This window comes from Streptomyces sp. NPDC058464 (assembly GCF_042721035.1).
Classification (GTDB): domain Bacteria; phylum Actinomycetota; class Actinomycetes; order Streptomycetales; family Streptomycetaceae; genus Streptomyces.
This window is the reverse complement of the sequence record NZ_JBHXMA010000005.1, coordinates 152,783-174,931: the sequence shown is the minus strand read 5'-3', so window position 1 is coordinate 174,931 and position 22,149 is coordinate 152,783. Positions and strand designations below refer to the sequence as shown.

General features: G+C 72.9%; 12 protein-coding genes. 6 read left to right on the top strand and 6 right to left on the bottom strand.

Going from position 1 to position 22,149, the window contains the following annotated elements:
* Positions 1-29: 29 nt before the first annotated feature.
* The gene (locus ACFWPQ_RS09535) at positions 30-1,049 is read right to left on the bottom strand and encodes an MraY family glycosyltransferase (RefSeq protein WP_384031647.1); all 1,020 of its coding nucleotides are present in this window, start codon (positions 1,047-1,049) and stop codon (positions 30-32) included.
* A 252-nt stretch (positions 1,050-1,301) separates the two neighbouring features.
* Between ACFWPQ_RS09535 and ACFWPQ_RS09530 the strand changes: the two genes are divergently transcribed.
* Positions 1,302-3,632 carry a (Fe-S)-binding protein gene (locus tag ACFWPQ_RS09530; protein ID WP_384031645.1) on the top strand — a complete coding sequence of 777 codons (2,331 nt, stop codon included), beginning with the start codon at positions 1,302-1,304 and terminating at the stop codon, positions 3,630-3,632.
* Positions 3,633-3,805: 173 nt separating this feature from the next.
* Positions 3,806-5,125, top strand: coding sequence for a hypothetical protein (locus ACFWPQ_RS09525; protein ID WP_384031643.1), 1,320 nt, complete (start codon positions 3,806-3,808; stop codon positions 5,123-5,125).
* A 347-nt stretch (positions 5,126-5,472) separates the two neighbouring features.
* Here the strand turns inward: ACFWPQ_RS09525 and ACFWPQ_RS09520 are convergent, their stop codons facing one another.
* Positions 5,473-6,609 (bottom strand): sugar ABC transporter substrate-binding protein, encoded by a 1,137-nt coding sequence (locus ACFWPQ_RS09520; RefSeq protein WP_384031641.1) that lies wholly within the window; start codon positions 6,607-6,609, stop codon positions 5,473-5,475.
* Between the two features lie 460 nt (positions 6,610-7,069).
* On the opposite strand from ACFWPQ_RS09520, the gene ACFWPQ_RS09515 reads away from it, so the two are divergent.
* A complete protein-coding gene (locus ACFWPQ_RS09515; protein WP_384031639.1) occupies positions 7,070-8,110 on the top strand; it encodes a LacI family DNA-binding transcriptional regulator in 1,041 nt (346 codons plus the stop codon).
* A 366-nt stretch (positions 8,111-8,476) separates the two neighbouring features.
* Complete coding sequence (locus ACFWPQ_RS09510) at positions 8,477-9,916, top strand: alpha/beta hydrolase (protein WP_384031637.1); 1,440 nt, start codon at positions 8,477-8,479, stop codon at positions 9,914-9,916.
* A 158-nt stretch (positions 9,917-10,074) separates the two neighbouring features.
* On the opposite strand, the gene ACFWPQ_RS09505 is transcribed toward ACFWPQ_RS09510, so the two are convergent.
* On the bottom strand, positions 10,075-12,516 hold the full coding sequence (locus ACFWPQ_RS09505; protein ID WP_384031635.1) for a SpoIIE family protein phosphatase: 2,442 nt from the start codon (positions 12,514-12,516) through the stop codon (positions 10,075-10,077).
* Positions 12,517-12,757: 241 nt separating this feature from the next.
* Positions 12,758-14,104: a S8 family serine peptidase gene (locus tag ACFWPQ_RS09500; RefSeq protein WP_384031633.1), complete on the bottom strand. Its 1,347-nt coding sequence runs from the start codon at positions 14,102-14,104 to the stop codon at positions 12,758-12,760.
* Positions 14,105-14,399: 295 nt separating this feature from the next.
* Here ACFWPQ_RS09500 and ACFWPQ_RS09495 point away from each other — a divergent pair, with 295 nt between their 5' ends.
* On the top strand, positions 14,400-15,722 hold the full coding sequence (locus tag ACFWPQ_RS09495) for a phosphatase PAP2 family protein (protein WP_384031631.1): 1,323 nt from the start codon (positions 14,400-14,402) through the stop codon (positions 15,720-15,722).
* Positions 15,723-15,759: 37 nt separating this feature from the next.
* Here the strand turns inward: ACFWPQ_RS09495 and ACFWPQ_RS09490 are convergent, their stop codons facing one another.
* Positions 15,760-16,113 carry a cupin domain-containing protein gene (locus tag ACFWPQ_RS09490; RefSeq protein ID WP_384031629.1) on the bottom strand — a complete coding sequence of 118 codons (354 nt, stop codon included), beginning with the start codon at positions 16,111-16,113 and terminating at the stop codon, positions 15,760-15,762.
* A 143-nt stretch (positions 16,114-16,256) separates the two neighbouring features.
* A complete protein-coding gene (locus tag ACFWPQ_RS09485; RefSeq protein ID WP_384031627.1) occupies positions 16,257-18,923 on the bottom strand; it encodes a SpoIIE family protein phosphatase in 2,667 nt (888 codons plus the stop codon).
* A gap of 216 nt (positions 18,924-19,139) precedes the next feature.
* Between ACFWPQ_RS09485 and ACFWPQ_RS09480 the strand changes: the two genes are divergently transcribed.
* Positions 19,140-22,142, top strand: coding sequence for a hypothetical protein (locus ACFWPQ_RS09480; RefSeq protein WP_384031625.1), 3,003 nt, complete (start codon positions 19,140-19,142; stop codon positions 22,140-22,142).
* The last annotated feature ends 7 nt before the right edge of the window (positions 22,143-22,149 follow it).

Here is a 22,149-nt window from a genome sequence, read left to right as displayed (position 1 = left end):
AACAGACCTGAGTGGAGCAGACTCAAGTCTTATCCGCTCCTTACACGCAACTGCCCGCCGACCTGCGGAGATTCTCCGCGCCGGGGTTCGTAGACGGGGACCCGAAGGAGTACGAGCACGACACCGAAGGTGACGCAGGCGACGCAGGTGGCACCGGTCCGGCCGACCCAGCCGCCGTGCACGAGCACCGCGACGAACACCCCGGCGAAGGATCCGGCGCCGAGGGCGACGGTCGCCCCCTGCGAGGTGAGCCCGAGGCGCCGCAGCCGGTGCACGAGATGGTCGGGCCCGCGCCGCAGCACCGGCCGCCCGGCGAGCAGCCGCGACAGCAGGACGAGCAGGGCGTCGGCGCTCGCGACGGCGGTGAGTGCGAACAGCACGCCCGCGCTCGCGACGGGCTCGTGCCCGGTCCGGGTGATCAGCGCGGCCGCGGCCAGCACGAACCCGGCGAACAGCGAGCCGGTGGCGCCGAGGGCGATGCGCGCGGGAGGCCAGTTGTGCATCAGGAACCCGGTGAGCGCGGCCGCGAGCACGCTGAGCAGCACGGCGAGCCCGTCCATCACCTCGGCGGCGGCACAGGCCCCGACCCCGAAGGCGGTCACCACCCCGACGGTCCCGGCCAGCCCGTCCGCATGGTCGAGCCCCTTGAAGGCGACGGCGACGAAGGCGATCCACCCGGCGCCGAGCAGCCCGCCGACGGCGCCGAACTCGTCGTACGGCACGACGCAGGCGGCCGCCACCGCCGTGCCGAACAGCAGGAACCGCGTCTTGAGCCGGCACACGTCGGCGACCAGCCCGAGCAGTGCCACGGCTCCCCCGGCGGCCACCAGCTCCCCGACACCGGTACCCAGCGGGGCGACCCCGGTCCAGTCGCCGGCGCAGGCGACCAGGCAGGTGGCGACGACCACGGCGAGACCGCCGAGCGCGGGCACCCGCCGGGCCCGCCTGCGGTCGACCAGCCCGAGCCGCAGGGCGCACGGCTGGATGAGCGCGGCGAGGACGGCGGCGAGCAGGAAGGCGGTGGTGGCGGCGGCGATCCCGTAGAGCACGGGTCCAAATTAGACCTGAATGTAACAATTATGTACGAATAACACGATCGGGTTGGGGCGTAACGCCCGGGCGGCCCTGAGGCAGACCTCAGCGATCCAGATCACCCCGCACCTGACTACAGTGCGAGTAAAGATGCGGGTAGTCTCAGACCGACTGCATAAGTTACCGCTTAGTAATTTCGGGCACCCTCGCGACGGGAGAAACCTCGCGAAGAGGCCCGAAGAGACCCCTCGCAGGCCCGAGGAGCCCCCATGCAACTCGCCGCGATCATCGTGTCGCTGGTACTCGCCGTGGTCGGCGTCGCGCTGTTCAGCCGCGCCATCGCGCAGATCTACCGGTTCGTACGGCTCGGCCAGGACGTCCCGGCGGGCACCCGCACCGACGACTGGACCGCCCGCACCGCCACGGTGATCAGGGAGTTCCTCGGCCACACCCGGATGAACCGGTGGGGCGTGGTGGGCGTCGCCCACTGGTTCGTCGCCGTCGGCTTCTTCTCCCTGGTGCTGACCCTGATCAACGCCTTCGGCCAGCTGTTCCAGGCCGACTGGACGCTGCCGGTCATCGGCCACTGGCTGCCGTACGAGATGTTCGTCGAGTTCATCGGCACGATGACCTCGCTGGGCATCCTCACGCTCATCGTCATCCGGCAGCTGAGCCACCCGCGCCGGCCGGGCCGCAAGTCCCGGTTCGCCGGCTCGAACTTCGGCCAGGCCTACTTCGTCGAGGCCGTGATCCTCATCATCGGCCTCGCCATCATGACCCTGCGCGGCCTGGAGGGCGCCCTCGCCGGCGTGCACGGCTACGAGGCCGCGTACTTCGCCTCGTACCCCCTGGTCGCCGCCTTCCGGGGCACGAGCGTCGACACGCTGCAGAACCTGGTCTACCTCACCGCGATGATCAAGATCGCGACCTCCTTCATCTGGATGATCACGGTCTCCCTCAAGACCGACATGGGCGTCGCCTGGCACCGCTTCCTCGCCTTCCCGAACATCTGGTTCAAGCGGAACGCGGACGGCGGTACGTCCCTGGGCGCGCTGCTGCCGATGACCTCCGGCGGCAAGCCGATCGACTTCACCGACCCCGGCGAGGACGACGTCTTCGGCGTCTCCCAGATCGAGCACTTCTCCTGGAAGGGCCTGCTCGACTTCTCCACCTGCACCGAGTGCGGCCGCTGCCAGTCGCAGTGCCCGGCCTGGAACACCGGCAAGCCGCTCTCCCCCAAGCTGCTGATCATGTCCCTGCGCGACCACGCCCACGCCAAGGCGCCCTACCTGCTGGCGGGCGGCGGCAAGAACGCGGAGGGCGAGGAGAAGGCGAGCGAGGAGGCCCTCAAGGCCGTCCCCGCCGCCGCCCTCGCGGAGGCCGAGCGCCCCCTCATCGGCACCGCCGAGGCTGTATCCGACAGCGGCTTCGCCGCGGGCGGCGTCATCGACCCGGACGTCCTGTGGTCCTGCACCACCTGCGGCGCCTGCGTCGAGCAGTGCCCGGTGGACATCGAGCACGTCGACCACATCGTCGACATGCGCCGCTACCAGGTGATGATCGAGTCCGCGTTCCCGTCCGAGGCGGGCACGATGCTCAAGAACCTGGAGAAGAAGGGCAACCCCTGGGGCCTGGCGAAGAAGCAGCGCCTGGAGTGGCTCAAGGAGGTCGACTTCGAGATCCCGGTCGTCGGCAAGGACATCGAGGACCTCACCAAGGTCGAGTACCTGTACTGGGTCGGCTGCGCCGGCTCCCTCGAGGACCGCGCCAAGAAGACGACGAAGGCCTTCGCCGAGCTCCTCCACATCGCGGGCGTCAAGTTCGCGATCATGGGCGGCGACGAGAAGTGCACCGGCGACTCCGCCCGCCGCCTCGGCAACGAGCCCCTGTTCCAGGAGCTCGGCATGGAGAACGTCATGGCGCTGAACACGGCGTTCGGCGAGGAGCTGGACGACGACGGCAAGGTGACCGAGGAGTCCCGCAAGCCGAAGTCGGCGAAGAAGATCGTCGCCACCTGCCCGCACTGCCTCAACACCATCGGCAACGAGTACCCGCAGCTCGGCGGCGACTACGAGGTCATCCACCACACCCAGCTGCTCCAGCACCTGGTGGACGAGGGCAAGCTGGTCCCGGTCACCCCGGTCGAGGGCATCATCACCTACCACGACCCCTGCTACCTGGGCCGCCACAACAAGATCTACACGCCGCCGCGCGAGATCATCGCCAGCGTCCCGGGCCTGCGCAACGAGGAGATGCACCGCCACAAGGAGCGCGGCTTCTGCTGTGGCGCCGGTGGCGCGCGGATGTGGATGGAGGAGCGGATCGGCAAGCGCATCAACAACGAGCGCGTCGACGAGGCGCTGTCCCTCAATCCCGACATCATCTCCACGGCCTGCCCGTTCTGCCTGGTGATGCTGACCGACTCGGTCAACGGCAAGAAGGCTGCAGCCGACAGCGGCTCCGCCGCGGGCGGCAAGGCCAAGGAGTCCATCCAGGTGGTGGACGTGGCCCAACTGCTCCTCGACTCGGTCCGGACCCCGGTGGACCCGGCGGGCGAGACGGAGCAGGAGCCCGCTCCGGAGCCGGAGCCGGTGAAGTAGTCCGTTCGGACGCGGAACGCCCCCCGACCCTCTGTGGGTCGGGGGGCGTTCCGGTTTCCCCGGGTACCGACGGCACGGCCGGCCGCGCCGTGACCCGGACGGCCCCCTCCTGCTCGCGTGTGTGCTCTCCGACGGTTCGGCTGGAGAGGGACCGGAGCGACCTGGAGGTACGGGTGACGGAGGACAGCGCGCACGCGGACGGCGAGGCCGGCGGGTCCGACGACGTCCGGGAGCTGCGGGCCCGGGTCGCGGCCCTGGAGAAGGAGCGGTCCCGGCCGCCCCGGCACCACGCCAGGTCCCTCCTCGCCGTCGTCCTGGTCGTCCTCGGCTGCCTGCTCGCCCCGCTCGCCGTGGTCGCCTCGTGGGCGGCGGACCAGGTGGGCGACACCGACCGCTACGTCAGCACGGTCGCCCCGCTCGCCTCGGACCCCGACGTGCAGAACGCCGTGGCCAACCGGGCCACCGACGCGCTCATGAGCCACCTCGACCTGCCCGCCCTGCTCGCCGACGTGGCCCCCGCGGACCGGCCCCGGCTGCAGCAGGCGCTGGGCGGCAGACTCGGCGACGCGCTCGAAGGGGCCGTGCGCAGCTTCGTCCACGACAAGGCCCGCGAGGTCGCCGCGTCCGACGCGTTCCGGACCGTCTGGACCGACGCCAACCGCCGGATCCACAGCAGCCTCGACAAGGCCCTCACCGGCAGCGGCGGCGGCGCGGTGCAGCTGACGAACGACAGCGTCACCCTCGACATCGGCCCCCTCGTGGACCAGGTCAAGCAGCGGCTCGTCGACGCCGGACTGACCCCCGCCGAGCACATCCCCGCCGTGCACACCGACTTCACGCTCGCCAGGTCCGACCAGGTCGGCAAGGTCAAGACCTACGTACGGCTGCTCCAGCTCGCCGGGAACTGGCTGCCCGTGCTGGCCGTGCTGCTGGTCGCCGCCGGGGTGCTGCTCGCGGTCCGGCGGCGCCGGGCCCTGGTCGCGGGCTGCGTCGGGATCGCCGTCACCACCGGGCTGCTCGGCATCGGGCTGCGCGTGTTCCGCGTGTTCTACCTCGACCGGCTGCCCGCGAGCGTCTCCCCGGGCGCGGCGGCCGCCGTCTACGACGCGCTGACCCACTTCCTGCGGACCGGCGTGCGCATGGTCGTGGCCCTCGGCGTCGTCGTCGCCCTGGCCGCCTGGCTCACCGGCCCCGGCCGGTACGCCGGGCTGGTCCGCGGTCTGTGGACGTCCGGGATCGGAGCGGTACGCGGCACCGCCGACCGCGCCGGACTGCGCACCGGCCCGGTCGGCCCCTTCGTGCGCCGGTACCGCACCTGGATCACCTGGGTCCTGGTGGCCGTGGCGGTGCTGGTCTACCTGCTGTGGCCGTACCCCACCGGGTGGGTGGTGGTCGGCATCGCCCTGTGCCTGCTGTTCGTGCTGGCCGTGGTGGAGTTCCTGGCGGCGCCGCCGCCAGCCGGTGAACAGGCCCCGGCCCGGTCGCCCGCCTGACGCTCCGGCCGTCAGGACGTGATCGTCCCCCGACGCGAGCCGGTGCCCCGAGGAGCCGAGGGTGTGGCCGAGTGCCGACTCCAGGGTGAGGTGGTCGTCGATGCGGTAGGCGCCCGTTCCACAGGATGACCTGACCGGCCCGATGGACCGGCGACCGGCGCGATGCTGTCCTCTTGAAGCTCTCTCCCCCCGTAAACGGGGGGAGAATCCTGCCTACCTTGCGGTGGCGGGTTTGACGCCGTTCGAAGCGCGCCTGACGACTGCCCTCCCGGCAGCCGGGACAAGCGCGTGGCCCGTCCGAAATCGGTGCAGCACGGTACGCGCGGCATTGTGGTCGGCGTTCCCCCCTACTTCAGGCCGATCGCGGCGCAGGCCGACCGGTACTTCGGGGTGCAGATGTCGGCGACGGTGTACACGCCGTCGTCGATCACCGTGTCCTTGATGTTGTCCTTCGTGAGGGCGACCACCGGCACGAGCGTCGCGGGGATGTCCTTCCCGGTCGGGCTGTCGACCTTGTCCTGGGTCAGCGCGTCGTACTGGATGTCACGGCCCTGCACCTTGTACACCGCCATCTGCGCGGCGTCGGTGGCCTCGTCCAGGAACGGCTTGTACACGGTCATGTACTGCTCGCCCGAGACGACCCGCTGCACCGCGTCCAGGTTCGCGTCCTGTCCGGTCACCGGGGGGATCGTGGTGGCGCCCGCCTGCTTCAGCGCGTCGATGACGGCGCCGGCCATGCCGTCGTTGGCCGAGTAGACGGCGGCGATGTTGTTCAGGCCGACGGCCTGGATCGCCTTCTTCATGTTCGCCCCGGCGACCTCGGGCGACCACTTGTCGGTGTCGTACTGCTCGGCGATGCGGACCCTGTCCTTGAGTTCGGCGAGGGCACCCTCCTTGAACTTCCCCGTGTTCGGGTCCGCGGGGTCGCCGTTCATCATGACGACCTTGCTGGTCGCCGCCTTGCTGCCGAGCGCCTCGAGGATGGCGCGGCCCTGGACCTCGCCGACGAGTTCGTTGTCGTGGGAGACGTACGCGTCGATCGGGCCCTGCGCGAGCCGGTCGTAGGCGATGACGGGGATGCCGGCGTCCTTCGCCTTCCGGACGTCCGGTGCGATGGCCGCGGCGTCCACCGCGTCCACCACGATGATGTCGACCTTCCTGGCCACCATCTGCTGGAACTGCCGGCTCTGCTTCTCCTTGCTCGCCTCGGCGTTGGCGTAGTCGACCTTGCCCTTGCCGTGCGTGAGGGAGGCGACCTCCTTCTTGAAGATGGGGTGGTCGAAGGCCTCGAACCGGGCCGTGTCCCGGTCGGGCAGGAGCAGCCCCACCGTGATGTCGTCGCCCTTCGTCGGGGACGCGGAGCTGTCGCCGCCGCCGATGCCGTCGACGACGCCGCACGCGGTGAGCGTGAGTGCCGACGCGGAGGCGGCCAGGGTGATCGCGAGGCGGGGCAGTGGGGTCCCGCGGAGGGTAGGAACGCTCACATCAGGCGCCTTCCGGATGGGGGGAGCGTCATGCGCAACCGATGGTGTGAAGGAAGCAAACGCGCAGTGACGGGGTACGTCAAGACGTAAGGACAACAAGGCAGTTGAAGCCTGCCGTGCGCGACGTCCGGAGACCTGCGGCCGGGTGGCGGATCTCGCAGGTCAGGCCGGTACGACGGGAGTTCGCGAGGGTGGCGGACCGTGCGTCACGGAAGGTCCGGAGCGGGGTGCGCCGGGCAACAGGTCATCCATATCCGGCGCTTGACCGCCTTCGCAGCACCTCCGCAGCACCTTCGCAGTCTTCGCCATCTTCACTGTCGCTACTCCCCGGTACCGTCACTTCCCCCCCCGGGCGACCCTCTCGCTTAAAGCGTTTTAAGAACTGCTACCATCGGTGGCCCCACCACAACCACAGGCGGACGACGAGGTCGTCCGGCGTCGCGCAACCACGGGAGGCCGTGTGGACCAGCCCGGCTCCGCCGTCCCGGCGGGCGGCACCGGAGGGTCGGCCGCGCGTCCCCGACTGGAGGACGTCGCCGCCCGCGTCGGTCTCTCGACGGCCTCGGTGTCCCTGGTGCTGCGGGGCGTGCCCGGCCCCAGCGAGCGCACCCGGCAGCGGGTCCTGAAGGCGGCCGCCGACCTCGGCTACCGCCCCGACCGCACCGCCAGCGCCCTGGCCAGCAGGCGCAGCAGGCTGCTCGGGGTCATGGTCGACGTGCACAGCCCCTTCCACGCGGAGCTGGTCGAGCACCTGCACGTCGCCGCGGAGGAGGTCGGCTACGACCTCGTGCTGAGCGCCCTGACCCGGACCCGGGACGAGAGCACGGCGGTGGAGACGCTGCTGGCGTTCCGCTGCGAGGCGCTGATCCTGCTCGGCCCGGTCGCCCCGGCCGCCGACCTCGCCGACCTGGACCGCAGGGCGCCCGTCGTCAGCGTGGGCCGCCGGATCGCCCGCGCCCCCCTCGACGTCGTCCGCACCGCCGACGACGACGGAGTGGGCCAGATCGTCGACCACCTGGCGGGCCTGGGGCACCGCGCGATCGCCTACGCCGACGGCGGCAGGGGCGTCATCGCCACCGACCGGCGCGGCGGCTACCGGGACGCCATGCGCCGGCACGGCCTCCACGAGCACATCCGGGTCCTGCCCGGCGGCAGCACCGAGGAGACCGGCGAGAAGACGGGCCGGCGCCTCCTCGACGACGGCCCGCTGCCTACCGCCGTCGTGGCGTACAACGACCAGAGCGCCATCGGCCTGCTGACCGCGCTCCGGTCGGCCGGGGTGGACGTGCCCGGCACCGTCTCCGTCGCCGGGTACGACGACGACACCCTGGCCCGGCTGAGCTGCTTCAACCTCACCACCGTCAGCCAGAACGCCCGGGAACAGGCCCGTCAGGCGGTGACGGCCGCCGTGGAACGCCTCGACGAGGGCCGCACCGAGCCCCGCGAGATCGTCCTCGCGCCCACCCTGGTCGTCCGGGGGACCACGGCACGGGTGCGCTGACCCCGGGTCGGGCCGGCCGGCAGGGACGACCGACCGGGCCCCGTCCGACGTGCGCGCCGCGGCGTCCTCCGTGACGTCCTCCGTGATGTCTCACACCGACCGGCTCGTACGACGCCCTACACGCCCTGCGCGTCCTACGCGTCCTACGCGCCCTGCACATCCCGCACTCCCCGCGGCACTCGGCGGCGCACACCCCCGCCCTCACCCCGCCGCACCCGAAAACCCGTCACGGCAGGCACGACCAGCCTCATGTTGTGCAGCACGTTGACTGCCGCAACAAATTAGCCCTACATTCCTCGGTGCCCTCGCTCAGCGCACCGAGCACTGCTCCCCCGTCCGTCACCCCCACGCACAAGGAGCCGCTCCATGTCCGTCAGCACCCGCACCCGCGCCTCCCGCACCCGACTGCGCATCGCCCTGGCCGCCCTGGCCACCCTCACCGCCACGGCCCTCACCGCCCTGCCCGCACCCGCCGCCCGGGCGGACTCGCCGGCCGCCGGCAGCCTGACCGGCACCCTCGCCGACGGCGCCACCTGGATCGCGGACGTGCCCGAGCAGTGGAACGGCACCCTGCTGCTGTTCAGCCACGGCTTCGGCCCCACCGTCGCCCGGGACGCCCCCACCGACGCCGTCCGCACCGAACTGCTCGCCGAGGGCTACGCGCTGGCGGGGTCGTCGTACGACCCGCATGGCTCGATGTGGGCCCTGGAGAGCGCCGAGCGCGACCAGTTCGCCACCCTCGACGCGGTCACCGCGAAGATCGGCACGCCGCGGCGCACGCTCGCCATGGGGCAGTCCATGGGCGGGCTCGTGAACGCGCAGCTGGCCCGGGACGGCGGCGGCCGCATCGACGGCGCGCTCGGCCAGTGCGGCCTGGTCGCGGGCGCCACGGACCTGGACAACTACCAGCTGGACGCCGAGTACGCCATCGCCCGCCTGCTGCTGCCGGCCCAGGACGTGCAGCTGGTGCGCTTCGGCTCCGCCGACGCGGCGGCCGCCGTCGCGAAACAGCTCACCGACGCGGTCACCGCCGCGCAGGCCACCCCGCAGGGCCGGGCCCGGATCGCGCTCGCCGCCGCCTTCCTCAACCTGCCCGCCTGGTCGCCCGGGAGGACGAAGCCCGGCGCGACGGACTGGGCGGGCCAGGAGGCCCAGCAGTACGACTGGTTCGCGCAGGGCATCCTGGCGTTCGTCGAGGGCGGCCGGTACGCCGTCGAGCAGTCGGTCGGCGGCAGCAACTCCTGGAACCGGGGCGTCGACTACGCAGGTCTGCTCGCCGGTTCCGCACACGCGCCCCAGGTCCGCGCCCTGTACACGGCGGCCGGTCTCGACCTGGACGCCGACCTGCGGACGCTGACCTCGGGCGCCGCGATCACCGCCGATCCCGCGGCGGTCCTTACCGCGCGGCGGACGTCCTCCGCGGGCCAGGGACTGGAGGTGCCGCTGCTCGACGTCCACACCACCGCCGACAACCTGGTCCCGGTGGAGCAGGAGAACCGCTTCGCCGAGCGGGTGCGCGCCGCGGGCGACGGCGCGCTGCTGCGGCAGGCGTACGTCGAACGGCAGGGTCACTGCGCGTTCACCACCGCCGAGACCGTGGCCGCGCTGCACGCCCTCGAACACCGGGTGGACACCGGCCGCTGGGACGACGCCGCGACACCGGACGCGCTCCAGCGGTCCGCCACCGCGCTCGGCCTGGACGGGGCGGCCTATGTGCCGTACGAGCCGGCGCGGTTGACGGTCGGCCGCGACGGTACGCGGTCGACGGCCGTCGACACCCGGCACGGCCGAGGCCCGGGCCGCTGAGGCCGGGGCCGCTGAGGCCGGGGCCGCTGAGGCCGGGGCCGCTGAGGCCGGGGCCGCTGAGGCCGGGGCCGCTGAGGCCGGGGCCGCTGAGGCCGGGCGGCGAGGAGTTCACGGGGGCGGCGGACGCGTCGCCCCCTCCTCCCCCGCGACCGCCGCCGTCACGCGTCCGGTCCGGTGAGTCCGATCTCGGCCCAGATGGTCTTGCCGCCGGGCTGCTGGCGGGTGCCCCAGCGGCCGGCGAGCTGGGCGACGAGCAGCAGGCCGCGGCCGCCCTCGTCGTAGGTGCGGGCCCGGCGCAGGTGCGGGGCGGTGCCGCTGCCGTCGGAGACCTCGCAGATCAGCGCGGCGCCCCGGATCAGCCGCAGCTGGACCGGCGGTTGCCCGTAGCGGATCGCGTTCGTGACGAGTTCGCTGACCACCAGCTCGGCCGTGAACGCCAGGTCCGGCAGGTGCCAGGCCTCCAGCCGGGCCAGCACCTGGGCACGGGCGTCGGCGACCACGGCCGGGTCGGAGGGCAGGTCCCAGGTGGCGACCCGGTCGGCGTCGAGCGCCCGGGTACGCGCGAGGAGCAGGGCGACGTCGTCCTGCGGCTGCGCGGGCAGCAGCGTCCGGAGCAGCTCGTCGCACAGCTCCTCCAGCGGCCGGGAGGCGGCTCGGTCGAGGGAGCGGCGCAGCCGTGCCAGACCGTCGCCCAGGTCGTGCCCGGGCCCCTGGAGCAGGCCGTCGGTGCAGAGCGCGAGGAGGCTGCCCGGGGACAGTTCCCGCTCGGCGGTCTCGAAGGGCAGCCCGCCCGCGCCCAGCGGCGGGCCGGGCGGCACGTCGAGGAAGGACGCCGGGCCGTCCGGCCCGACGACCGCGGGCGGCGGATGGCCCGCGCTGGCGGCCGTGCACCGGCGGGAGACCGGGTCGTAGACCACGTACAGGCAGGTGGCGATGAGATCGCCGCAGGGTTCGAGGTCGGGCTCGTACTCCGCGGTGCTCTCCTCCTCGGCCGCCAGGAGGGTGACCAGGTCGTCGAGGTGGGTGAGCAGTTCGTCGGCGGGCAGGTCGACGTCGGCCAGGGTGCGCACCGCGGTCCGCAGCCGGCCCATGGTGGCCGACGCCCGCAGTCCGTGGCCCACCACGTCGCCCGCCACCAGCGCGACCCTGGCGCCGGAGAGCGGGATCACGTCGAACCAGTCGCCGCCGGGCCCCGCCCGGGTGCGGGCCGGGAGGTAGCGATGGGCCGCCTCGACCGCGTCCTGGGCCGAGAACCGGTGGGGCAGCAGGCTGCGCTGCAGGGCCAGCGCGGTGCCGCGTTCGAGGGTGTACCGGCGGGCGTTGTCCACGGCCACGGCGGCGCGCGCGGCGATCTCCTCGGCCAGCAGCAGGTCGTCACGGGTGAACGGCTCCTCGCGCCGGTGCCGGACCAGGACCGCCACCCCGATGGTGATGCCGCGGGCGCGCAGCGGGATGACCATGATCGAGTGGATCCCGAACCTGCGGACCACCCACGCCCGCTCGGGATCGGCCAGCTCCCAGGCCCGGATCGCCTCGTCCCCGGTGGTGTGCAGCGAGGCCCTGCCGGTGGCCAGGCAGCGGACGGGGGGTGCGGACGCGGGGTACTCGTCCACCTCTCCCGGCTCGATCACCGCCTCGGGCGCCCCGTGCAGCACGGACTGCTGGGCCGCGCGCCGCAGCGGGACCCGGCCCGTACCGGACGGTTTCGGCTCGACGCCGCGGTACAGGGAGTCGAGCAGGTCGATGGTGATGAAGTCGGCGAGCCGGTCCACCGTCACGTCGGCCATCTCCTGCGCCGTGCGCATCACGTCCAGGGTGCTGCCCACCCGGTCGCTGACGTCGTTCAGCAGCGCGAGCCGCTCCCTGGCAAGGTACTGCTCGCTGACGTCGATCGCGGAGACCTCCACGTGCCGCACCTGCCCCGCCGTCGTGACGAGCGGGGAGACGCTGACGGACCACACCCTCTCGGGGGCGTCCGGCCGGGCGCGGCCCCGGAGGTGGAACTCCTCGGGCTCGCCCGACGCGAACACCCGGCCCATGCCGTTCTCGATCCGGTGGCAGAGGTGCGACGGCACGATGCCGGTGACGGACCGACCGCGCATCCGCTCCTCGGACAGGCCGAGTTCGCGTACGGCACCGGCGCTCGCGCGGACGACCCGCAGCGCGGAGTCGCACACCATCACGGGCAGCCGGCACTGGGCGAACGCCTCGTCGCCCGTCACCGCGTCCGGCTGTGCAGGCGGTGCCGGCGGTGCCGGTTCCGGCGGCGTCACCACGAGGAGCCGCTGGGCACGGCCCTCGCGGTCGACCGAGGGATACGCCCGCACCCGCACCGCCACGGGCCGGCCGTCCCGGTGCCGGAGCAGGGCCGTCGTGGTGGCCGCGGTCAGGTCCGTGCGGCCGTCCCCGCTCCCGGGTTCCGAGGCGATCAGACGGCTGACGGGGCTGCCGACGGCCTCCTGGCAGGGGTAGCCGAGCAACCGCTCGGCGCCGGCGCTCCATCCCGTCACCACTCCCCGGTCGTCGACGACCGCCGTGGCCGCGTCCGCCGGGTCGGGCGGTACGGCGCCGCTCCCGCCGCTCGGGGTGGCATCACGCATGCCGGTCACCGCCCGTTCTGCCGGCTCGGCCGCCGTGGCCCCGGGCGGACGCCGAGGAGGCCACGGGACACCGCAGCCGGCCGGTCTCACCGCGTCGCCCTCACACCTCCCTCCATCGTCCTTCGCCCACCCCGGCACGTCACCTGCACGGCCGCACGGGCGACGGAGGCAGCGGGCGCGGCCGGGACGGGAACGGCCCGGGTGCGGGACCCGGGCCGTCTGTCGTGTGGTGCGGGGAGGGTCAGGGCTTCTGCTTGACGAGGGCCGGGACGAAGCGCAGGGCGTCCACGGTGCCGACGCCGGTGGCGAGGTCGTAGCCGTTGACGGCCTTGTAGCCGGTCACGCCCTCGTAGCTGTTGTTCGTGCCGTCGTTGACGTCGACGATGCCGGTGCCCTTGGAGCGGTAGGAGGAGAGGTCGTACAGCCGCTTCTGGATGTTGCCGAGGCGGTGGCCGGCGGCCTGGTCGGCGAGGGCGACGATGCCCGCGAAGAGCGGGGTGGCCTCGCTGGTGCCGCCGCTGACGTCCCAGCCGGTGGCGGTCGGGTCGAAGCTGGAGTAGATCCAGGCGCCGCCGTTGACCGCGGCGGACATCGAGATGTCCGGGGTGCCGCGGCGGGTGCCGACCTTGCTCTTCACGCCGTTCTGGTACGACGGGCGGGTGAAGACGTGGGACTGGCCGCCGCCGCCGGAGCCGTAGTCGTTGTAGACACTGTCCGGCTTGACGCGGTTGCCCTTGTCGTCGAGGTGGAGCTGGGTGCCGCCGATCGAGGTGACCAACGGGTCCGAGGAGGGCCAGGAGTTGACGCGCTTCTTGTAGTACGTCTTGCCGTCCGCCTGGAGGTCGGTGGCGCCGCCGTCACCGGAGGCGGCGAGGACGGTGACGTGCTTGCTGCTGGCGTCCTGGAAGGCGTACCGCAGCTTCTTGATGCTGGAGAAGTCGCCCTTGGCGAAGCCCGGGAAGGTGTTCTCGGTGGCGCCGAAGCTCTGGCTGATGACGTCGCCGACACCGTGGTCGATCATGTACTTCTCGGCGTCCATCATCTCCGGCAGACCGGTGGTGCCCTCGGTCTCGGAGACCGCCGTCTCCACCACGACGATCTTCGCGGCGGGCGCCACCGCGTGCGCCATCTCGACGTCGAGGGTGGTCTCGCCGGCCCAGCCGGTCATGTCGGAGTTCTTCGGGTCGAAGGCGGGGACGTGCCCCCACTTGACGACCTTCACCTTGGTGCTGGGCAGCCCGAACTGCTTGCTGTAGACGTCGAGATCGTGCTGCACGGTCGGGGAGCCGTACGAGTCGACGATGACGATGGTGCGTCCCTTGCCCGTGACGCCCTTGCGGTAGAGGGCGTTCAGGTCGTACGCGGTGCGGTACTGGAGCGGGCTGTAGCAGTTGATCTGCCACTTGGCCTGGCACTGCTCGCTGGAGAGCGGGCTGCTCACACCGTGCACCAGGGTGTGCCCGACGACGGCCGGTACCGCGAGGGTGTGCGGTACGGCGGTGGGCGCGGCGGCCGTCAGCGCGGTGGCCGCGAGGGCGGCGACGGACGTGGCGGCCGCGACGGCCCGCCCGGTACGGGCTATGTGCATGAATCCCCCTGTGGTTCGGAGTCGCACGAAGTGGGTCTCGGTCTCCGAGGAGATCTCGACGTGGTCTTCGCGCATCCCATCGAACGGGTCATGCACAGATCAAGTACGTTGAACGGACGATGCCGAACCCTTTACCCCGTGGTAACTCGCCATTGACCGCACCGTCGTCGGGCACAAGGCTGGAACCCGGGCCGCGGCCTTTCCGTCTTCCTTCGTCGAAACAGCACGCCAACTGTCCCGCAACCTCTAGCAAATCGGCCGGACCTTGAGACACACACCACCGAGACTCTGGGCCGTGGCAGCCGCCACGGCCTTCGCGTTCCTCGTCGCCCTGGAGGCCGCCGCACGTCACTACGGCCTGCCGGGGCCGATCACCAACCAGGCGCGGGAGGTGATCTGCCCTCCCAAGTCCGGCTTTCTGCTGTACGCCGGGCTGGCGTTGACGATGGTGGTGCTCACCTGGCGGCAACGGTGCGCCGCGCTCGGCGCCGCGCTCGGCATCGACCTCGCCTTCGCGGCGGTCCGGTGGGCGTGCGGCGTCGAGGTGACCCGCGGCCAGCCGTTCGGCAACGGCGCGTTGTGGGTGATGCTCGGCTGCGCGGTCCTCGCCCTGACCCGCCGCACCGGCCGCGAACGCGTCCTGCTGCTGAAGGGCGTCGGTCTCGGCCTGCTGCTGGTGACCGGCCGCAAGACCGGCGACGCCTGGCTGCTCATCACCTCCAAGACCCGCCCGGCGGTGCTCGACCCGTACGTGGCCACCGCCGACCACGCCCTGGGCAACCCGTCCTGGCTGGTGGGCCGGATCGTCACGGCCGGCGGCCCGATCGGCTTCAACGTGCTCGACGTCGTCTACGGCCAGCTCGCCGTGGCCGCGGTCGCCGTCGCGCTGTACCAGCTGCGCGACGTGGCGGCCGAGCGCCGCTTCCCGCGCCACCACCTGGTGCGCACCTTCCTGGTGATCGGGCTGCTCGGACCGGCCGTCTACATGATCTTCCCGGTGGTCGGCCCGGTCTTCGCCTACGGCACCGGCGCCGACCACTGGGCGTCGGTCAGCCTCTGGCCGGAGCACCCGCCGCACGGCGGGCACTGGCCGGTGGCCGACCTGTGGCCGCGCAGGGTGCCGCCGGTCACCGCCCCGCACCCGGTGCGGTACGACGGGTTCACCCCGCGCAACTGCATGCCCAGCCTGCACACGGCGTGGGCCACCGCGATCTTCCTGCACTCCCGCAAAGGCCCCCGGGCGCTGCGCTGGGCGGGCACGTTCTGGCTGGTCGCCACGGTCACCGCGACGCTGGGCTTCGGCTACCACTATGGTGCGGACCTCCTGGCCGGCGTGGTCTTCGCGCTCACGGTCGAGGCGGCCCTGCGCTCGCTCGACCGCGGCTGGGACCCGTCGGGCGTCCGGCTGGTCGCCCACGGTACGGCGGTCTTCGCCGCGCTCCTGGTGGCCTACCGCTGGCTGCCGCTGGAGATCGCCACGCATCCCTGGACATCCGGACCGCTCCTCGTCCTGGCACCGGCCTCGGTGGTCCTCCACTACCTGCGCACCGTCACCCGCTGGGCCCCGCGGACCGAACCGGCGGCGACCCGCGCGGCGCCGCAACCCGAACTGATCTGAGGCGGCCGGGGCGGGGCGGGGCTCCGGGCGGCGCCCGTCAGCGTCCGCCGGGTCCCGGGTAGGTGATCACCAGCATGGTGACGCCGTCCGGGGAGGTCCAGGGGCCGTGCGGCATCCCGGGCGGGCGGCAGGCGTACATGCCGGCGGTGAAGGTCCGGTCGAGCGTCAGGTCGTGCAGGGCGCCCGCGACCAGGTAGACCTCCTCCCAGAAGTCGTGGCGGGTCACGCCGTCCGCCGAGGTGTCGGTGCCCGGCGCCCAGCGGACCAGCGCCGTACGGGATCCGTGTGCGGGGTCCTCGGCCAGGACGCACTCCTCGACGCCCGGACCGGCGCCGGCCGGGGCCCGCCACGGCCCGGCGGGCAGCTGGAACTCCAGCTCGGGCTTGCTCATCGCCGCGCTCCCCTGCCTGCGTACCGCGCGTCACCTTTCGACATGCCAGGCATGCTTCCCGCCCTCGCCCGGTCGCGAACATCGGTCGAGAACACCGGTCGCGAACACCGGTCGCGAACATCCGGGTGCCGTGTGCAGAACCGCTACAGCTGCGTGCAGAGCCGCTGCTCGGTCCAGATGACCTTTCCGTCGGCGGTGTAGCGGGTCCCCCAGCGGTCGGCGAACTGGGCCACCAGGAAGAGCCCGCGGCCGCCCTCGTCCATGGTGGTGGCCCGGCGCAGGTGCGGCGAGACGCTGCTGCCGTCGGAGACCTCGCAGATGAGGCTGCGGTCACGGATCAGGCGCACCCCGACGGGGCCCGTCGCGTGCCGGATGGCGTTGGTGACCAGCTCGCTGAGGATGAGCTCCAGGGTGAACGCCTCCTCCTCCAGACCCCAGTCGCGCAGCAGCTCGGTGGCCGCCGCCCGGACCCCGGCGACGGCCGAGGGGTCGGACGGCACGGTCCAGGACGCGGTGTGCTTGTCGTCCAGCACCCGGGTGCGGGCGACGATCAGGGCCACGTCGTCGCGGGGCGCCCCGGGCACCATGGCGTCGATCGCCGCCCGGCACATCTGCTCCGGCGTGCGCCCCGGCACCGCGAGGGCCCGGCGCAGGCGCTCGATGCCCTCGTCGATGTCCTGCCGCCGGTCCTCGATCAGGCCGTCGGTGAAGAGCACGATGCCGCTGCCCTCGGGCAGCTCCACCTCGCCCTTCTCGTAGGGCATCCCGCCCAGCCCCAGCGGCGGACCGGCCGGTACCCCGGGCAGGTGGGCGCGGCCGTCCGGGGGCACGACGATGGGTTCCAGGTGACCGGCCCGGGCCATGGTGCACAGCCGTGAGACCGGGTCGTAGACCGCGTAGAGGCAGGTGGCGCCGGTGAGCGTCGGGCTGCCGGCGTCGCCGTCGCGGTCCTGGTCGAGTCGGGTGACCAGCTCGTCCAGGTGCCAGAGAAGTTCGTCGGGGGGCAGGTCGAGTGTCGAGAGGTTGTGCACGGCGGTGCGCAGCTGCCCCATGGTGGCGGCGGCGTGCAGTCCGTGTCCCACGACGTCGCCCACCACGATGGCGACGCGCGCGCCGGGGAGCGGAATGACGTCGAACCAGTCGCCGCCGACCCCGCCGGGCCCCGCCCCCGCCGGCAGGTAGCGGTGCGCCACGTCGACGGCGTTCTGCTCCGGCAGGGCGTGCGGCAGCAGGCTGCGCTGCAGGGTGACCGCCATGGTGCGCTCGCGCGTGAAGCGGCGCGCGTTGTCGATGCTGATCGCCGCGCGGGCGACCAGCTCCTCGGCGAGCGACAGGTCCTCCCGGGTGAAGGAGGTCGGCTCCTTGGAACGCCAGAAGGTCGCCACGCCGAGGATCGCGCCGCGGGCCCGCAGCGGGGCGGCGATCATGGAGTGGATGCCGTGGGCCACCAGTTGCCGTGCCCGTTCGGGGTCCTGGGCCTGCCAGCCGGAGAAGGCCGTCATGTCGGCCTCCAGCACCATCCGCCCGGAACCGAAGCCCTCGCCCTGCGGGGTGGTGGGGTCGAAGTGGATGAGCGCACCGGGCGGGTAGAGCGGCACGTCCGGCCGGATGCCGTGCAGGGTGACCCGGCGCAGCGGCGCCGCGCTCACCTCGTCGGGCTCCTCGCCGCGCAGCACGTCGTCGGTCAGGTCGACGGTGACGTAGTCGGCGAACCTGGGGACGGCGAACTCCGCCAGCTCCTCCGCGGTGTGCCGCACGTCGAGAGTGGTGCCGATGCGCAGTCCGGCGTCGTACAGCAGCTTGAGCCGTTCCTGGACCACCTCGATCCGGCCCATCAGCGCGGTGAGTTCGGTCGTGTCGCGCAGGGTGGCGACCCAGCCGCCGGGTCCGTGCGGCTGGTCCATGGGGCGCTGGCTGACGGCCAGCAGCCGGCCGTCGACCTCGACCACCTCGTCCGTGGTCGCCCTCCCGGACGCGAGGAGCCGTCCGGCCCCGGGGGTGATCCCCAGCTCCGTGACGGGCAGGCCGTCCACGTCCGCGGCGAGTCCCAGCAGGCGCCGCGCCTCGTCGTTGACCAGGAGCAGAGAGCCCTGCGGATCGACGATGAGCACGCCTTCGCGCACCGCGTGCAGGACGGCGTCGTGGTGCTCGTACATGCGGGTCATCTGCACCGGCCCCAGGCCGTGGGTCTGACGGCGCAGGCGCCTGCCGATGAGGGCCGTGCCTCCGGTGGCGGCCGCGATCGCGAGCCCGGTGCCCGCCAGGACGAGCGGTGCCTGCCGGCCGGCCGCGGCGCTCACCTGGCTGACGGTGATGCCCGCGGAGACCAGCCCGACGACCTTGCCCTCGGGGGTGGTCACGGGAACGACGGTCCTGACGGAGGGGCCCAGGGTCCCGGTCGTCGTCTCGGTGACGATGCCGCCCTGCTGCGCGGCCGCGATGCTGCCGATGTAGCGGCGGCCGATCTGGGCGGGGTTCGGATGGGTGTAGCGGATGCCCGTGGGGCTCATCACGACGACGAAGTCCACGTGCGAGCGTTTGCGGGTCTCCTCGGCCAACTGCTGGAGGACGGCGGTCGGATTCGTGCCGGTCAGCGCCTGCCGCACGGTGGGATCCGAGGCGACGGCGGCGGCCACGGCGAGGGTGCGGTTGCGGGCCTCCCGGTCGGCGTCGGCTCGCGACTGCAGCAGGAGGACGGCGACCGCCGTCGCCACCAGAACCAGGACGACTCCGACCTGCAGAAGAAACATCTGGCCGGCAACGCTGCGGATCCCGTACCAGGACCGCATCCGCCGGAGCAGTTGGTGCATACGGCTCATATAACACCAAATAGGTAAGGTCACATCACCCCTGCGGCGAATCCGCTCGCGACACCGACGCGCTCCGTGTCCACACGTGCGCGAAACGCGAGCGGGCGGATGCGGCCCGTCCCGGTGCGGCACCGCGAAACAAGGTCCCGCCGCCGGGCGGTGTCGGACGCCGTGTGAGAATCCCCGCCTCGACGTTCGAACAGAGATCGGGCCGCCATGCCTTCGCACAGACGCCGGTTCCTCACCGTTCCGACAGCCGCCCTCACGGCGCTCGCCGTGACCCAGGCCGTGACCTCCCTCCCGGCCGGCGCCGCGCCCACGACCGAGGTGTCGGCGACGCTGGCCGCGCGGACGACCTCCGCGCCCCACGCCGCCGACATATCCGGTTCCGGCCAGGCGGTCGTCTGGAGCCAGACGACCACGGCCGACACGGCGGCGCACGGCTGGCTCGCCGTCTCCGGCGGCACCCCCCAGGACCTCGGCCGGCTCGCGGACACCGCCGACACGGTGACCGTCCACGCGGTGTCCGTGCAGGACGGCGTGGTCGCGGTCGCCACCTCCACGAACGACGCTCTCCCCGACCACGTCACCCTGCGCCACCTGGGCTCCGGCGACGAGGACGTCCTCCCGGTCGCCTACGACAGCTCGGGAGCCGCGGGGAGCGAGCGCTACCGCGGGCAGGCCGGCGACGGCATCCTCGTCCAGCAGAGCTACCAGGACGACACCTCCGCCTACCTGGTGCGTCTGCTGCTGCGCACCCCCGGCGGCGCGGACCGCACCCTCCTCTCCGGCGACGAGCAGTACGAGGTCCTCGACTCGGACGCCGACGGCGCCCTGGTGCTGCGGCGGACCGCGCCCGGCTGGGGCTACGAGATCGTCTACGTCGACTTCGCCACCGGCGCGACGGTCACCGTGGCCGAACCCACGACCGAAGAGCTGCCGCAGGCCCTGGAGTTCACCCCCGCCCATGTCGGCGTCGTCGACGGCGCGACCCTGACCGAGTGGCGGCGGGCGGCGCCCGGCGACGGCCCGGCCACCGTCACCCTGCCGGTCGCCGACGCACGCTGGATCAGCGACGACACCCTCGCCTGGTACCAGCGCAACGACTCGGACGCCTCGAACGAACTGCTCGCGATGTCCAGGGACGGATCGACGGCGGCCAAGGACCTCGGCGGCACCTTCAGATACGTCGATGTCGGCGACGACGGCAGGATGCGGGCGTCGCTGTACCGGCCCGACGTGGACGCCGCGATCCAGACCCTCACCGACGGCCGGGTCTCCACCGCCGCGGGCGACGCCACCGCCATCCCCGCCGGACTCGCCCGGCTGGACGCCCTGGCCCTGTCCGACGGCGCGCTCTACACGGCCGACGACTCGTCCCGGGAGGACGGCGTCCTGCTCCGCTCGGACCTGACGGCCGGCCCGTCCGGGGCCTCGGCGAGCACACCGTCCCGGGTACTGGCGTACTCCGGCGGCCCGGTGCACCAGACGCTGGCCGCGGCCGGCGGACGGGTCCTGGTCGACCAGACGGACGCCTCCGGTGCGGGGCAGTTGCAGGTCTACGAGAACGGCGCTCAGGTCGGCACACCGCTGGACCACGACGGCTCGTCGGTGACCGTGGCGGACTTCGACGGCACGCACGCGCTGCTGTCGGACAGGACCACCATGGCCAACGGCACCCTGCGCCTCTACACCTTCGCGGACGGGCACAGCGAGCGGGTGCCGTCCGGCTCCGCCCTGTACGGCGGCGCCGTGTACTCCTCGGAGCGCAACGGCACCACGACCACCTGGTCGATCCACCGCACCGACCTGACGACCGGCACGGTCACCACCGCCGCCACCGTGAACTGCGTTCCCGGCGGCCTCCAGGTGCGCGGCTCCCGCATCCTCCTGACCACCTGCGGAGCCGCCGCCACCACCGGCCTGCTCCTCACCGCGGGCAGCTCGGCGACCACCACCGTGGACGCCTCCGTCCGCACCCCGATCCTCGGCACGGACGTCCTCTACACGTTCACCAAGGCGGCGGGCAGCGCCGACGTCACCCTGAACGCCCAGTCCCTGACCGGCACGGACACCACCGCCCACGCTCTCTTCACCCTCCCCGACCGGGCGAACACCGCCGCCGCCGAACGCTGGACGGTCGACCGCGACGCGCCCTGGGCGGCCTGGATGGACGACGCCGGCGTCACCCACGTGACCTGGGCGGGCGTTCCCACCACGGCCTCGGCCACCGCCCCGGCCGGCTTCAGCCCCAACGGCGACGGCTCGGCCGACACCTGGGCCCCCACCTGGGCGTACGACCGTCCGGTGAGCTGGACGCTCACCCTCAAGTCCGGCAGCACGCAGGTGCGTTCGCTGACCGGTACGGCCGCCGACGGCAAGGTCGCCCCGGTGTGGAACGGGAAGACCGAGACCGGCGGCACCGCCGCCGAGGGCGCCTACACCTGGACGCTGACCGTGCAGGACACCGTCACCGGACGGTCGGCGGCCGACCTCACCGGCAAGGTGACCCTGCGCCGGACGGCCCCCGCCGCCACCGTCACCGCACCGGCCGTCGCGAGCAGCGCGGCGACCAGCGCGGCCGTACCGGTCACCTGGTCGGCGAAGACGGCCGGCGTGACGTCGTACGACGTCGGCTGGCGCGTCGCCACCCGGGACAGCGCGGGCACCTGGAAGCTCGGCCCCCTGCACACCTGGCGCACGGCCACCACGGCCGGCTCCGCGGTCTTCGGCAAGGCGGGCAGCCCCGTGCAGCCGGGTGCCGGTCTCACCTACCGCTTCTACGTCCGCGCCCACGACGACGCCGGCCAGACCGGCGCCTGGAGCAAGGCGGCGACCACCGGCATCCCGGTCGACGACCGCGCGTCGGCACTGCACTACACGGGCACCTGGAAGTCGGTGTCGGCGTCCTCCGCCTGGGCGGGCACCGAACGTGCCTCCGCCACCAAGGGCGCCTACGTGTCCTTCACCGCCGACGGCACCCAGTTGCGCGTCGTCGCGACCCGCAGGTCCAACGGCGGCCGCTTCGCGGTCGTGGTGGACGGGAAGACGGTCGGCACGGTCGACACCTACGCCGCCAGGACCGCCTACCGCCAGGTGGTCTTCACCCGCACCCTCGGCACCACGATCACCACCCACAAGGTCCAGCTCCGCGTCCTGTCCGGCAGCACGTCCGGAAGGTCCACCGTGACCCTGGACGCGGTGCTGGTCACCCGCTGACCCGGCC